14 protein-coding genes are annotated in these 13,327 nt (G+C 72.5%); 9 read left to right on the top strand and 5 right to left on the bottom strand.

Annotated features, from left to right (window positions below):
- The first annotated feature begins 313 nt into the window (after positions 1-313).
- Positions 314-1,165 (top strand): sulfurtransferase, encoded by an 852-nt coding sequence (locus ACFY3N_RS23665; RefSeq protein WP_390818689.1) that lies wholly within the window; start codon positions 314-316, stop codon positions 1,163-1,165.
- 92 nt (positions 1,166-1,257) lie between these two features.
- Here the strand turns inward: ACFY3N_RS23665 and sepH are convergent, their stop codons facing one another.
- The 3 genes from sepH to ACFY3N_RS23650 form a co-directional block, all read right to left on the bottom strand.
- Positions 1,258-2,307 carry a septation protein SepH gene (gene sepH / locus ACFY3N_RS23660; protein WP_390818688.1) on the bottom strand — a complete coding sequence of 350 codons (1,050 nt, stop codon included), beginning with the start codon at positions 2,305-2,307 and terminating at the stop codon, positions 1,258-1,260.
- A gap of 313 nt (positions 2,308-2,620) precedes the next feature.
- Complete coding sequence (locus tag ACFY3N_RS23655; protein ID WP_390818687.1) at positions 2,621-3,940, bottom strand: D-arabinono-1,4-lactone oxidase; 1,320 nt, start codon at positions 3,938-3,940, stop codon at positions 2,621-2,623.
- Entirely contained in the window at positions 3,900-5,138 is a 1,239-nt protein-coding gene (locus tag ACFY3N_RS23650; RefSeq protein WP_390818686.1) for an MFS transporter, read from the bottom strand. The genes ACFY3N_RS23655 and ACFY3N_RS23650 overlap by 41 nt, the downstream gene beginning before the upstream one ends.
- 147 nt (positions 5,139-5,285) lie before the next feature.
- On the opposite strand from ACFY3N_RS23650, the gene ACFY3N_RS23645 reads away from it, so the two are divergent.
- Both ACFY3N_RS23645 and ACFY3N_RS23640 read left to right on the top strand, forming a co-directional pair.
- Positions 5,286-6,413, top strand: a complete 1,128-nt coding sequence (locus ACFY3N_RS23645) for a ferrochelatase (RefSeq protein ID WP_390818685.1) — start codon at positions 5,286-5,288, stop codon at positions 6,411-6,413.
- Between the two features lie 8 nt (positions 6,414-6,421).
- Positions 6,422-7,237 carry an inositol monophosphatase family protein gene (locus ACFY3N_RS23640; protein ID WP_390818684.1) on the top strand — a complete coding sequence of 272 codons (816 nt, stop codon included), beginning with the start codon at positions 6,422-6,424 and terminating at the stop codon, positions 7,235-7,237.
- Positions 7,238-7,432: 195 nt separating this feature from the next.
- On the opposite strand, the gene ACFY3N_RS23635 is transcribed toward ACFY3N_RS23640, so the two are convergent.
- The gene (locus ACFY3N_RS23635) at positions 7,433-7,606 is read right to left on the bottom strand and encodes a hypothetical protein (protein ID WP_390818683.1); all 174 of its coding nucleotides are present in this window, start codon (positions 7,604-7,606) and stop codon (positions 7,433-7,435) included.
- A 450-nt stretch (positions 7,607-8,056) separates the two neighbouring features.
- Here ACFY3N_RS23635 and ACFY3N_RS23630 point away from each other — a divergent pair, with 450 nt between their 5' ends.
- The 4 genes from ACFY3N_RS23630 to ACFY3N_RS23615 all read left to right on the top strand — a co-directional run bounded on the left by ACFY3N_RS23630 (position 8,057) and on the right by ACFY3N_RS23615 (position 11,609).
- On the top strand, positions 8,057-8,710 hold the full coding sequence (locus ACFY3N_RS23630; RefSeq protein ID WP_003993508.1) for a response regulator transcription factor: 654 nt from the start codon (positions 8,057-8,059) through the stop codon (positions 8,708-8,710).
- A 6-nt stretch (positions 8,711-8,716) separates the two neighbouring features.
- Positions 8,717-9,961, top strand: a complete 1,245-nt coding sequence (locus ACFY3N_RS23625; protein ID WP_390818682.1) for a sensor histidine kinase — start codon at positions 8,717-8,719, stop codon at positions 9,959-9,961.
- A 393-nt stretch (positions 9,962-10,354) separates the two neighbouring features.
- Complete coding sequence (locus ACFY3N_RS23620; RefSeq protein WP_003993510.1) at positions 10,355-10,651, top strand: DUF4193 domain-containing protein; 297 nt, start codon at positions 10,355-10,357, stop codon at positions 10,649-10,651.
- Between the two features lie 13 nt (positions 10,652-10,664).
- A complete protein-coding gene (locus ACFY3N_RS23615) occupies positions 10,665-11,609 on the top strand; it encodes a hypothetical protein (protein WP_390818681.1) in 945 nt (314 codons plus the stop codon).
- Positions 11,610-11,653: 44 nt separating this feature from the next.
- Here ACFY3N_RS23615 and ACFY3N_RS23610 read toward each other — a convergent pair whose 3' ends face one another.
- Positions 11,654-12,124, bottom strand: coding sequence for a DUF3093 domain-containing protein (locus tag ACFY3N_RS23610; RefSeq protein ID WP_390818680.1), 471 nt, complete (start codon positions 12,122-12,124; stop codon positions 11,654-11,656).
- Positions 12,125-12,182: 58 nt separating this feature from the next.
- Here ACFY3N_RS23610 and ACFY3N_RS23605 point away from each other — a divergent pair, with 58 nt between their 5' ends.
- Together ACFY3N_RS23605 and dut are read left to right on the top strand one after the other, a co-directional pair.
- Complete coding sequence (locus ACFY3N_RS23605; RefSeq protein WP_390818679.1) at positions 12,183-12,767, top strand: PaaI family thioesterase; 585 nt, start codon at positions 12,183-12,185, stop codon at positions 12,765-12,767.
- Positions 12,764-13,327, top strand: a complete 564-nt coding sequence (dut, locus tag ACFY3N_RS23600) for a dUTP diphosphatase (RefSeq protein ID WP_390818678.1) — start codon at positions 12,764-12,766, stop codon at positions 13,325-13,327. The genes ACFY3N_RS23605 and dut overlap by 4 nt, the downstream gene beginning before the upstream one ends.

Here is a 13,327-nt window from a genome sequence, read left to right as displayed (position 1 = left end):
TCTTCTCGGCCGCCGCGCGGTGGCCGTGCTCTCCTCGACCCGGTGGGGTCGCGTCGCGTGCGATCCCCGGGTGATCCCCGTGCCGACCGGGGCACCGGCCGCGGTCCGGGCCGGTGCGCGCTCCCGCGAGGGTCCTGGTCCCGGAGGATGCCCGACGCGCGGTCCCCCGTCCCCCTCGGCGCGCTCACCGACGGGTGTCGATCGCTTGTACAGCATGTGCCCGTTCCGGTACGCCTTGTGACCGGGGCCGTCCGGCCGAGCAGAGTAGCCGGACGGGGACGGATCGGCCACCCCGTGCGCGAGGATGGTGGCCATGAACGCCATCATCTCCGCATCCGAACTCGCGAGCGCGCTGGCGGGCGCCAACCCGCCGGTGCTGCTCGACGTCCGCTGGCAGCTCGGCGCGGCCACGGCGGCCGGTGAACCGCCGTTCGACGGACGGGCCGCGTACGGGGCCGGGCATCTTCCCGGCGCCGTCTTCGTCGACCTCGACGAGGAGCTGGCGTCCGCGCCGGGCGGTCACGGACGCCATCCGCTGCCGGACCTCGCGGTGTTCGGCGCCGCGATGCGGCGGGCGGGCGTGTCGTCCGCCGCGCCGGTGGTCGTGTACGACGGCGGCATGGGCTGGGGTGCCGCCCGCGCGTGGTGGCTGCTGCGCTGGACGGGTCACCCGGACGTGCGGGTCCTCGACGGCGGGTTGCCGTCCTGGGAGGGCCCGTTGGAGACGTCGGTGCCACAGCCGGCCGAGGGCGACTTCGTACCGGTGCCGGGGGCGGCCGGGCTGCTCGACGCCGACGGCGCGGCGGCGCTGGCGCGTTCGGGGGTGCTGCTGGACGCCCGCGCGGGGGAGCGGTACCGCGGTGAGGTGGAACCGATCGACCGGGTGGGCGGGCACATTCCCGGCGCGGTCTCGGCGCCCACGACGGAGAACGTCGGCGCCGACGGCCGTTTCCTGCCCGCCGCGGAACTCGGCGCCCGCTTCGAGGAACTGGGCGTGTCGGAGGATGCACCGGTCGGCGTGTACTGCGGCTCGGGCGTCTCCGGCGCGCACGAGGTGCTGGCGCTGGCGGTCGCGGGCATTCCGGCGGCGCTGTACGTCGGTTCCTGGTCGGAGTGGTCGTCCGACCCCGGGCGGCCGGTCGCGGTGGGGCCGGATCCGCAGTAGACCGCTCCGCGGCGCATGAAGGGGCGCCCGCCGTACGGCGGGCGCCCCTCGCCTCACGTCAACCGGCCGCGGTCACGGACCACTCGAACCGGCTACTCCTGTTTCTTCCGGCGCGTCCCGAACACGATCTCGTCCCAGCTCGGCACCGCCGCGCGGCGGCCCGGACGGACGCCGTCCGCCTCGGCCTGACGGTCGGTCGAGCCGATGAGCCGGTCCCGGTGGCTGCCGACGGAACGTGGCATGAGGACGTCCGCGTAGGCGGACCCGGCCGAGGCCGCGGGGGCCGGCGGATCCTCCGCCTCGGGCTCGGGGTCCGGCTCCTCGGGAGCGGCCTCGGGCGCGCGCTCCGGGACCACCAGGTCGCCCCGGAAGCTCGGCACCGCCTCCAGCAGGCTGGTCAGCGAGTCCCGTTCGCCCGACGCCGTGGCCGTCAGGGACTCCTCCTCGGGCTCGGCCGCCTGCGCGGGCAGACTCGGCCGCTCGCGGTCGCCGGGACGGTCGAGCGGGCGGTCCCGCGGCAGCCGGGCGATGCGCGGCACGAACGGGAAGCTGGGCTCGGGCGCGGCGAGGTCGTCGGACTCGCCGATCAGCGAGCGCGCCTCGTCGTCGACGGCCTGGACGAGCCGCCGGGGCGGGTCGTAGGTCCAGCTCGCCGAGTGCGGCTCGCCCGCGACCCGGTAGACCAGCAGCACCTCCCAGGTGCCGTCGTCGCGGCGCCAGGAGTCCCACTGGACGGTGTCCTTCTCCGCGCCGCGCAGCAGCAGCCGCTCCTGCACCGCTTCACCGAGCGGGGGACCGGAGTTCTCGCCGGGGCGGCGGACCGGGGTCTTGCGGGCACGCTCGGCCATGAACGCGCGCTCGGCGAGGACGGGGCCCTCGAAGCGGCGTACGCGGTCCACGGGGATGCCGGCCATCTGCGCGACCTCTTCCGCGGTCGCGCCGGCCCTTATGCGCGCCTGGATGTCGCGGGGGCGGAGGTGGCTCTCCACCTCGATCTCGATCTGGCCGAGGCGGGGACGGTCGCCGCGCACGGCGGCGCGGAGCCGTTCGTCGATCGGAAGCGTGTACTCCGTGCTGTCCGCAGCCTTCAGCACCAGCCGTGTGCCGTCATTCGAGACGGCCACGACACGCAGTTCCGGCATGGGGACCTCCCGGGTGGTGCCTGCCGACGTCACGTGCGTCGCTGCTTCCGCTAGTCGAGTGTGGCCTGCCCGGGTGCAGCCTGCCACAACCTTGCCGAGTTGCCCGGCGTGTCGGGCGCGGGCCCTGGATCGCCGTTATGGCACGGTTACTTATTCGCAACGCTAAGTGACCAACTGCCTCACCCTGCGCAACTAGTCCCCTCCCGGCGGTCCTCAGGGTCCCGAGCACCCTGACGGGAGACCGGACCCAGGGCTCGCCACAGTACTCCATTTGGGCCACCTGCGTGGATTGGCACGCCGCGCAACGAATCTTCTACGACCCCAGGACCCTCCGCAAGTAGTCGTTGCGGAACCGGCGTTCCGGGTCGAGCCGGTCCCGGAGCGCCGTGAACTCCTCGAAGCGCGGATACACCCGGGAGAGGTATTCCGCGTCCCGCGTGTGGATCTTCCCCCAGTGGGGCCGCCCCTCGTGCGCGGTGAAGATGCGCTCGGCCGCGGTGAAATACCCCTGATAGGGGGTGCCCTTGAACATGTGGACGGCGATGTAGGCGCTGTCCCGGCCGGACGCGGTGGAGAGCGTGATGTCGTCGCGCGGGGCGGTGCGCACCTCCACGGGGAAGCTGACCCGCAGCGGCGAGCGGTCGACCATCGCCTTCAGCTCCCGCAGCGTCTCCACCAGGGCCTCGCGCGCGACGGCGTACTCCATCTCCACGAAGCGCACCCGGCGCGGCGAGGTGAACACCTTGTACGGGAGGTCGGTGTAGGTCCGCGCGGACAGCGCCCTGCTGGAGACCCGCGCGAGGGCCGGAACGCTCGCGGGGACCGCACGGCCGACCCAGTTGGCCACCCGGAACACCCCGTTGGAGAGGAACTCGTCCTCGAACCACCCCTTGAACCGCGGTACCGGCCGCTCCGGGCCCGCGCTGCGGTTGTTGCGCTTGGTGTTGGTGTTGCCGGTGTGCGGGAACCAGTAGAACTCGAAGTGCTCGTTCTCGGCGTGCAGCCGGTCGAACTCGGCGCAGACCCGGTCGAAGGGCATCGGCTCCTCGCGGGCCGTGAGCAGGAAGACCGGCTCCACGGCGAAGGTGATCGCGGTGACGACGCCGAGGGCGCCGAGCCCGATCCGGGCGGCGGCGAAGACGTCCGGGTTCTCCTCCTCGGAGCAGGTGAGCACCGAACCGTCGGCGGTGACCAGCTCCAGGCCCCGGATCTGGGCGGCGACGGAGGCCGAGTCGCGGCCCGTGCCGTGGGTGCCGGTGCTGGTGGCCCCGGAGACCGTCTGCTCCATGATGTCGCCCATGTTGGTCAGCGACAGGCCCTCCCGCGCGAGGGCCAGGTTCAGTCTCCTGAGCGGGGTGCCGGCCTCCACCGTGACCGTGCCGGCCGCGCGGTCGATGTGCCGTATGCCCGTCAGCAGGTGAGGGCGGATCAGCAGGCCGTCGGTGGCGGCTATGGAGGTGAAGGAGTGCCCGGTGCCGACCGCCTTCACCGGCATCCCGTCCTCGGCGGCCCGGCGCACCTCGGCGGCCAGCTCCTCCACGGAGGCGGGCGCGGTCTCCCGCGCGGGACGGACGGATACGTTGCCGCCCCAGTTACGCCATGTGCCGTTCCCCGTGCTCGCTGTGCTGCCCAACGGAGCCTCCCCGACCCGGAGCCGGCCGCTTGAGCCGACGGTACCCGAGGAAACCGACCGCGACCGCGACGGCCCCGGCCACCGCCGGAACCCCGTACCCGGCACGCGCCCCGGCCTCGTCGATCACCCAGCCGGCCACGGAGGAACCGACGGCGATCCCGACCGCGAGCCCGGTGCTCACCCAGGTCATGCCCTCGGTGAGCTGCGTGCGCGGTACGTGCTCTTCGATGAGGGACATCGTCGTGATCATCGTCGGAGCGATGGACAGACCCGCAACGAACAGCGCCACGGCCAGAAACGGCAGGTTCCCGACCAGTAGGAGTGGGATCATACTCACGGCCATGGCGCACACGCCCAGCAGCCAACGACGTTCCGGCGCCCCCGCGAAGTGCAGCAGCCCGAACACGACGCCCGCCACGCAGGAACCCAGCGCGTACACGGCGAGCACCACGCTCGCGGCGGCCTTGTGCCCCTCCTCCTCGGCGAAGGCCACGGTGACCACGTCCACGGCGCCGAAGATCGTTCCCGTCGCCACGAAGGTCGCGACCAGCACCTGAAGGCCCGGGGCGCGCAGTGCCGTGCCGCCGCGCCGGTGCTCGCGCGGGTGCGGCTCGGGCTCGGTGGCGCGCTGCGCGGTCAGCCAGAAGACGCCGGCCGCCAGGAAGCAGGCCGCGAGCAGCGGGCCGGCCTCCGGGAACCAGGCCGTGGAGAGCCCGATGGAGATGATCGGCCCGAAGATGAAGCAGATCTCGTCCACCACGGACTCGAAGGAGTACGCGGTGTGCAGTTGCGGGGTGCCCCGGTACAGGGCCGCCCACCGGGCCCGGGTCATCGCGCCGACGCTCGGCACGCAGCCGATGCCGACGCACGCGACGAACAGCACCCAGTCCGGCCAGCCGTAGTGCGCCGCGAACAGCAGCACCGCCGCCGCGGTGAGCGAGACCAGCGTCGCGGGGCGCAGCACCCGCCGCTGCCCGTACCGGTCCACCAGACGCGAGACCTGCGGGCCCGCCACGGCGGCGGCCAGCGCGATGGTCGCCGACAGGGCGCCGGCCAGCCCGTACCTCCCGGTGAGCTGGGAGACCATCGTCACGACGCCGATGCCCATCATGGACAGCGGCATCCGGCCGAGGAACCCCGCGGCGGAGAAGGCCCTGCTGCCAGGGGCGGCGAACAGGGCGCGATAAGGGCTGGGCACGGGATCTCCGAAGGTCTCAGTAAGGTGCGAACGCAGTCGATACAGCTTACGGGTTAGGTCACCCTCATACACCCGTTCCCGCCGCGTCGCGGCCGGTGGCACCCCCGCCCCGTCCCGCCCGCCGGCGTCGAATGGCAGGATCGAGACATGCCAGACGTGCTCGATGCCACCCCTTACGACGCCCTGCTCCTGCTCTCTTTCGGCGGTCCCGAAGGCCCGGACGACGTGGTCCCGTTCCTGGAGAACGTGACGCGCGGGCGCGGCATCCCCAAGGAACGCCTCAAGGAGGTCGGGCAGCACTACTTCCTCTTCGGCGGGGTCAGCCCCATCAACGACCAGAACCGCGCCCTGCTGGACGCGCTGCGGGGGGACTTCGCCGGCCACGGCCTGGACCTGCCGGTCTACTGGGGCAACCGCAACTGGGCGCCCTACCTCACCGACACCCTGCGCGAGATGGTCCGCGACGGCCACCGCCGCATCCTCGTGCTCGCCACCAGCGCCTACGCCTCGTACTCGGGCTGCCGCCAGTACCGCGAGAACCTCGCCGACGCCCTGGCGGCCCTGGAGCAGGAGGGGCTGGAGCCGCCGAGGATCGACAAGCTGCGGCACTACTTCAACCACCCCGGTTTCGTCGAGCCCATGATCGACGGGGTCGTGCGGTCGCTCGCCGACCTCCCCGAGGACGTCCGGGACGGCGCGCACATCGCCTTCTGCACCCACTCGATCCCCACCTCCGCGGCCGACACCTCCGGCCCGGCCGAGGGGCACGGCGACGGCGGCGCGTACGTCCGGCAGCACCTGGACGTGGCCCGGCTGATCGCCGACGCCGTCCGCGAGCGCACCGGTGTCGACCACCCCTGGCAGCTCGTCTACCAGTCCCGCTCCGGCGCCCCGCACATCCCCTGGCTGGAGCCCGACATCTGCGACCACCTCGAGGAGCGGCACGCGGCCGGTGCGCCGGCCGTGGTCATGGCCCCCATCGGCTTCGTCTCCGACCACATGGAGGTCCTCTACGACCTCGACACCGAGGCCACCGCCAAGGCGGCGGAACTGGGCCTCCCGGTGCGCCGCTCGGCGACCGTCGGCGCCGACCCGCGGTTCGCCGCCGCGATCCGTGAGCTGATCCTGGAGCGCGCCGCCGCCGAACGCGGACAGGACGTCGCGCCGTGCGCCCTGGGATCGCTCGGCGCGAGCCACGATCTCTGCCCGGTGGGCTGCTGCCCGGCCCGTGCCCCGCGCCCCGCCGCCGCGGGCGCCGACAGTCCCTACGCGTGAGGAGCGCCGTGACCGACCCCCTGCACGCGGAACTGCTGCAGCTCGCCCGGGAGGCGGCCCGCCGCGCGGGTGAGCTGCTGCGGGACGGCCGCCCGGCCGACCTCGCGGTCGCCGCGACCAAGTCCAGCCCGATCGACGTCGTCACCGAGATGGACATCGCGGCCGAGAAGCTGATCACCACGTTGATCGCCGAGCGCCGCCCGGAGGACGGCTTCCTCGGCGAGGAGGGCGCCTCCACCGAGGGCAGCAGTGGCGTCCGCTGGGTGATCGACCCGCTCGACGGCACGGTCAACTACCTGTACGGCCTGCCCACCTGGGCCGTCTCCATCGCCGCCGAGCAGGACGGCGAGACCGTGGCCGGGGCGGTCGCGGCCCCCATGCGCGGCGAGGCGTACCACGCGGTACGCGGCGGCGGCGCCTGGGCCACCGGTGCCTGGGCGGGCGAGCGGCGGCTGACCTGCCGTCCCGCGCCGCCCCTGGACCAGGCCCTGGTGTCGACCGGCTTCAACTACGTCACCGAGGTCCGCGCCCACCAGGCCGACGTGGCACAGCGGCTGATCCCCCTGCTGCGGGACATCCGGCGCGGCGGCTCGGCCGCGATCGACCTGTGCGACCTCGCCGCGGGGCGTCTCGACGGCTACTACGAGCGCGGGCTGCACCCCTGGGACCTGGCAGCCGGTGACCTGATCGCCCGCGAGGCGGGCGCGCGCACCGGAGGCCGCCCCGGAGACCGCCCCTCCCGGGACCTCACGGTCGCGGCGACCCCGGGCGTCTTCGAGCCGCTCCAGCACCTCCTGGAGGACCTGGGGGCCTGGCACGACTGACGGGTCGCCGGCGGGGGTGGCATCCGGCCGAGGTCCGGCATCGGGGCAGGTGAACCAGCGGCAAGGGGCCACCGGCGCCCACTGTCCCCACGCGTCGGCCGTGAGAGAGCCACCGGCGCGCCCCGAAGGCGAACGAACGGACACGAACGGGCCCCGGCGCTGGATTCGCCGGGGCCCGTCGTCGGTGCGAGCCGGTCAGAGGCTGTACACGCCGACCTCCACGCCGTGTTCGGCGGCGAGGCGGCGCAGGTCGTCGAGTTCGCCCTGTTCCACGTCGACGAGGAAGTCGTCGCCCTCGTCGCGGGCCCGCGACAGATCGGACTCGGTCGCCTTTATGCGCTGCAGAAGTCCTGCGGTGAATGCGTCCATGCTGCGCCCCCTCGTCCTGGGTCGGTGGGTCGGTGGCACGGGGGTGTGCCGGTTCGGAAGGGACGATCACGTCCGGAGCGGATGCCCAGCGCCGCTCGGCCGGGCGGCGACGGTGCCGGACATCCACGCCCGCTCTGCGGAAGCGGACTGATGCGCACCGCGTGGTGGCGCGGTACGTGCAGAGCGTGATCGCGGGATGTAAAACCCGTCCTCCCCAAGCTCTCTTCCGAGGAAACCTCACCGGACGAGAAAATCTTGTATTCCCGGCCCGTTCGCCCGGACGTTCCCCGGTTTCGCACCCTCCGGCCACCGTCCGTTCCCCGCCTTACAGCCGACTTACGGCCGAAAAGGGCAGGATGGAGGCAACACACCCACCCGTACCCCTGCCCGAGTGCGCCCTGCGGCGCTGCCCGATCGATCGAGGGCGGGACCCGAGGAAGGACAAGCGACGTGCGCGTACTCGTCGTCGAGGACGAGCAGCTGCTCGCCGATGCGGTGGCCACCGGACTGCGCCGGGAGGCCATGGCCGTCGACGTCGTGTACGACGGTGCGGCCGCCCTGGAGCGCATCGGCGTCAACGACTACGACGTGGTCGTCCTCGACCGCGACCTCCCGCTCGTGCACGGCGACGACGTCTGCCGCAAGATCGTCGAGCTCGGCATGCCCACGCGCGTGCTGATGCTCACGGCGTCCGGCGACGTCAGCGACCGTGTCGAGGGGCTGGAGATCGGCGCCGACGACTACCTGCCCAAGCCCTTCGCGTTCAGCGAGCTCATCGCGCGCGTGCGTGCCCTGGGGCGGCGTACGAGCGTGCCGCTGCCGCCCGTTCTGGAGCGTGCCGGGATCAAGCTCGACCCCAACCGCCGCGAGGTCTTCCGCGACGGCAAGGAGGTGCAGCTCGCGCCGAAGGAGTTCGCCGTCCTGGAGGTGCTCATGCGCAGCGAGGGCGCGGTCGTCTCCGCGGAGCAGCTGCTGGAGAAGGCCTGGGACGAGAACACGGACCCGTTCACCAACGTGGTGCGGGTGACCGTGATGACCCTGCGCCGCAAGCTGGGGGAGCCGCCGGTCATCGTGACCGTGCCCGGCTCCGGATACCGGATCTGATGACCGATGGCCGCCACACCCGCGCCCCCCGCGGCGCCCCCCAAGCCCACCTGGGACCCGAGGAAGGGCGATCCGCCCTTCCCGTGGCTGCGTCCCACCATCCGCATACGCCTCACACTGCTGTACGGCGGCATGTTCCTGATCGCCGGGATCCTGCTGCTGTCGATCATCTATCTGCTGGCCGCCCAGGCCCTCCATGACGGCGGCAGCGGCCAGTCCTTCCAGGTGACCGGCAGCAACATCGACATCACCAGCGCGACCTGTCCGCAGCTGGACGGCGCGACCACCAACGGCCAGCTCAACGACATCCTCAAGCAGTGCAACACCGCCCAGCGGCAGCACGCGCTGGACGATCTGCTCAGCCGCTCCCTGGGCGCCCTGCTCGGTCTCGCGATCATCGCCTTCGCCTTCGGCTACGCCATGGCCGGCCGGGTCCTGTCGCCGCTGGGCCGGATCACCCGCACCGCCCGCGCGGTGGCCGGCTCGGACCTGTCCCGCCGGATCGAGCTGGACGGCCCGGACGACGAGCTGAAGGAGCTGGCCGACACCTTCGACGACATGCTGGAGCGGCTCCAGCGGGCGTTCACCGCCCAGCAGCGCTTCGTGGGCAACGCCTCGCACGAGCTGCGCACCCCGCTGGCGATCAACCGCACCCTGCTGGAGGTGCACCTCTCCGACCCCCACGCCCCGGTGGAGCTCCAGCAGCTGGGCAAGACGCTGCTGTCCACCAACGAGCGCAGCGAACAGCTCGTGGAGGGCCTGCTGCTGCTCGCCCGCAGCGACAACCAGATCGTCGAGCGCAAACCCGTGGACCTCGCCGAGGTCGCCACCCAGGCCATCGACCAGGTGCACGGCGAGGCGGAGGCCAAGGGCGTGGAGATCCGCGGCGCGCGCCGGCCCGCGGTCGTCCAGGGCAACGGCGTGCTGCTGGAGCGGATCGCGCTGAACCTGGTGCAGAACGCCGTGCGGTACAACGTGCCCGAGGGGGGCTGGGTCGAGGTCACCACCGAGGTGGAGCACGGACAGGCGGTCCTGGTGGTGTCGAACACCGGCCCGGTGGTACCCGCGTACGAGATCGACAACCTCTTCGAGCCGTTCCGGCGGCTGCGCACCGAGCGCACGGGCAGCGACAAGGGCGTCGGACTCGGTCTGTCCATCGTGCGCTCGGTCGCCCGGGCGCACGGCGGGCACATCTACGCACAGCCGCGCGAGGGGGGCGGGCTCGTGATGCGCGTCACCCTGCCGATCTGAGATGATGCCGCCGACACAACGCGGTGTTCGCTTTGAGCGGAATTTCCGGGGCGCCTCTCCGGCAATCCCGTGTGTGATCGATCACAAGGGCGATTCTCCGGCCGTCCACTCTCCGTGATCATGTATCCCCGTGAAAGTCGGGAAAGTCCCGGTTTTCAGGGGGCCTGATCACGGGAAGTACACGGTGAGGCGCCTTTGAAGTGCGGCATTCGGACCGTGTACGGTCCCCATCGCCATCCAAGCCGATCACCCGTGAGGGGCCCGGTTGGGTGTCGATTGAGTAACAGACCTTGATGTGAGGCAAAATCTCCGCCTCAGGTCGGGCACAAGTCCGGCCTCTCACGCGTTACGTGCGCTGGAGACACCGCATACACCCAGAGGGGGAGAGCGACAATGGCAACCGACTACGACACTCCACGCAAGACCGACGACGACGTCGACTCGGACAGTCTCGAAGAGCTGAAGGCCCGGCGGAACGACAAGTCGGCCTCGGCCGTGGACGTCGACGAGTTCGAGGCCGCCGAGGGCCTGGAACTGCCCGGAGCGGACCTCTCGAACGAGGAGCTGGCCGTCCGGGTCCTGCCCAAGCAGCAGGACGAGTTCACCTGCATGAGCTGCTTCCTGGTCCACCACCGCAGCCAGCTGGCCCGCGAGAAGAACGGCCAGCCGATCTGCCGCGACTGCGACTGAGGCGGGGTCGGCCGTGACTGGCTCGACCCCTCCGCGGAAGCGCCGCTTCTTCACCAGGGGAGCGGACCCAGGGCCCCAGGAGGGCCCGCAGCACGACACGCGTGACCAAGAGCGGGGCTCAACCGGTACCGGGGCGGCCTCGCTCGGAGCGGCAGCCGGCCGGGGTGACCTCCCGGCACCCCTGGAGGTCACCGCGCCCGTGGCGCACCGGCGGGCCGCCGTGATCCGTGAGAAGGCCCTGCAGGGCGCCCGCAAGGGCGGTGCCCGCGCCCGCGCGGGACTGGCGCACCTCGCGGACCGGATCATCGAGATCGCCCCTCGGGTGCCCGTACGCGATCTCGGGACGCTGCGCCGGCAGTTCCCCGGGCTCGGCCCCGAGGAGCTCGCGGACAGGCTCGTGGCGGGCGCCGCGAAGGCCACGGCGACGGTCGGGGCCGGAGTCGGCGCGGCGGCCATGATGCCCGTACCGCCCGCGATGCCGACGGAGCTGGCCGCCGAGATCACCGGCGTCGCCGCGATCGAGCTCAAGCTGATCGCCGAACTCCACGAGGTCTACGGCGTACGACCGCCCGGCGGTCTCACCCAGCGCAGCACCGTCTACCTCAACTCCTGGTCGGAGGAGCGCGGCATCGAGGCCACCAGGCCCTCGACCGTGAACGCGGCGCTGAACAGCCGCATGAAGCGCGAACTGCGCCAGCGGATCATGAAGCGCACCCTCCGCAACCTGCCGAACCTGATGCCGTTCCTGGTGGGAGCCGCCGTGGGCGCCGCCATGAACCGCAGGGACACCAGAAAGCTCGCCGCACGCATCCGCGACGACCTGCGCCGGATCCAGGTGCCCTGGGACGCGCTGCCGGCCCTCCCCGCCCTCGAGCGCCCCGAGGACGTCCTGCCGGAGGACGCCCTCAAGGAGCTCGGCGGCCGTCCCGGGAAGCACGACGGGCGTCAGGCGCCATGATTCCCCCCGGGTGACGCCTCGCCCGCGTGTCCCTCGTGCCGCCCCTACGCGGCGTCGGCGGCGTCCTTCGCCGCCCGGAGCGCCTGCGCCAGCCGCCGCGGCTCGCGCGTCGACAGGAAGACGTAGGGAGTCGGGTCCTCGGGATCCGTGACGTCCACGCGCAGGGCGCCGGGGACGTACGCCCGCAGCAGCATGAAGCAGCGCGGGTCGGCCTTGTGGGTGCGCCAGGCCCGGGCCTCCTCGGCGTCCAGGACCTCCGCCTCGCCCAGCGCCGACACCGGGATCCTCGCCTCGCCCGCGATCAGGTGGCCGCCCACGACCCGGATCCGCACCGAGCCGTACGAACTGACCACGACCGCCGCCGCGGCGGTGCCGCCGGCCAGGCCGCCGAGCATCGGCAGCGTGCCGAACGGCAGCAGGATCAGCGCCAGGGAGACCCCCGCCAGGAAGGAGATCAGCCACCAGGAGCGGGGGGCGGTGAGGCGTTCTTCGTACGGGGTGGCGGAGAGCTGCATGGATCCAAGCTTGGCACGGTGTCGGGGCGGGACCCGCGCGCGGGTAAGGTCTGCGGCTGTGAGTGGTACTTCCGCAGCTCTTCAGCCCCCGGCCGACGCCGTGCGACCGGTGCGCCATCCGGACGCCCCCGCACCCGGCGAGCTCCTGGGCGCGCACTACGGACAGTGTTTCGGCTGTGGCGGCGAACAGCCCCACGGGCTGCACCTCGAGGCCCGCGCCGGCGAAGGCGTGTCGATCACCGCCGAGTTCACCGTGCAGCCCGCCCACCAGGGCGCCCCGGGGCTCGCGCACGGCGGGGTGCTCGCCACCGCCCTGGACGAGACGCTCGGCTCGCTCAACTGGCTGCTGCGCACGATCGCGGTGACCGGCAGGCTGGAGACCGACTTCGTCCGGCCCGTGCCGGTCGGCACCGTGCTGCACCTGGAGGCCGAGGTGACGGCGGTGGCCGGACGGAAGATCTACTGCACCGCCACCGGACGCATCGGCGGCCCCGACGGGCCGGTCGCGGTCCGCGCCGACGCCCTGTTCATCGAGGTCAAGATCGACCACTTCGTCGACCACGGCCGCCAGGAGGAGATCCGGGCCGCCCTGGAGGACCCCGACCGGCTCCGCCGCGTCCGCGCCTTCGAGGTGAACCCGTGAGCGGGCCCCGCCCCGCCGCACTCGAGGTGCTGATCAGGCGCGTCGACCCCGAGGTGCCGCTTCCGGCGTACGAGCACCCGGGGGACGCGGGCGCCGACCTGCGGACCACCGAGTCCTGCGAACTGGCTCCCGGCGAGCGGGCCGTACTGCCCACGGGGGTGTCTGTGGCGCTGCCCGACGGGTACGCGGCCTTCGTGCACCCGCGATCCGGTCTCGCCGCCCGCTGCGGCGTCGCCCTGGTGAATGCCCCGGGGACGGTTGATGCCGGGTACCGTGGGGAGATCAAGGTGATCGTGGTGAATCTCGACCCGCGCGAGACCGTGCGGTTCGAGCGCTTCGACCGGATTGCCCAACTGGTCGTCCAGCAGGTCGAGAGGGTCCGCTTCGTGTCGGTCGCGGAGCTTCCCCCCTCGGTCCGGGCCGACGGGGGCTTCGGTTCCACCGGCGGCCACGCCGCGGTGGGAGAAGGTAAGAGCGGCACAAGCGTTCAGGCCGCCATGGGCGGTACAGCGGGTGGGAATCGATACGCTTCGGTCGTATCCGACCGGGAAGGACAGTGA

The organism is Streptomyces sp. NPDC000348 (genome assembly GCF_042898795.1).
Classification (GTDB): Bacteria; Actinomycetota; Actinomycetes; order Streptomycetales; family Streptomycetaceae; genus Streptomyces.
Note: the sequence above shows the minus strand (reverse complement) of the source record. Positions and strands in the feature narration are given on the sequence as shown.

Coding starts and splice junctions, on each gene's coding strand:
- ACFY3N_RS23610 (WP_390818680.1), bottom strand. CDS start 12,124: ATGCAGCTCTCCGCCACCCCGTACGAAGAACGCCTCACCGCCCCCCGC.
- ACFY3N_RS23625 (WP_390818682.1), top strand. CDS start 8,717: ATGGCCGCCACACCCGCGCCCCCCGCGGCGCCCCCCAAGCCCACCTGG.
- ACFY3N_RS23665 (WP_390818689.1), top strand. CDS start 314: ATGAACGCCATCATCTCCGCATCCGAACTCGCGAGCGCGCTGGCGGGC.
- ACFY3N_RS23635 (WP_390818683.1), bottom strand. CDS start 7,606: ATGGACGCATTCACCGCAGGACTTCTGCAGCGCATAAAGGCGACCGAG.
- sepH (WP_390818688.1), bottom strand. CDS start 2,307: ATGCCGGAACTGCGTGTCGTGGCCGTCTCGAATGACGGCACACGGCTG.
- ACFY3N_RS23620 (WP_003993510.1), top strand. CDS start 10,355: ATGGCAACCGACTACGACACTCCACGCAAGACCGACGACGACGTCGAC.
- ACFY3N_RS23645 (WP_390818685.1), top strand. CDS start 5,286: ATGCCAGACGTGCTCGATGCCACCCCTTACGACGCCCTGCTCCTGCTC.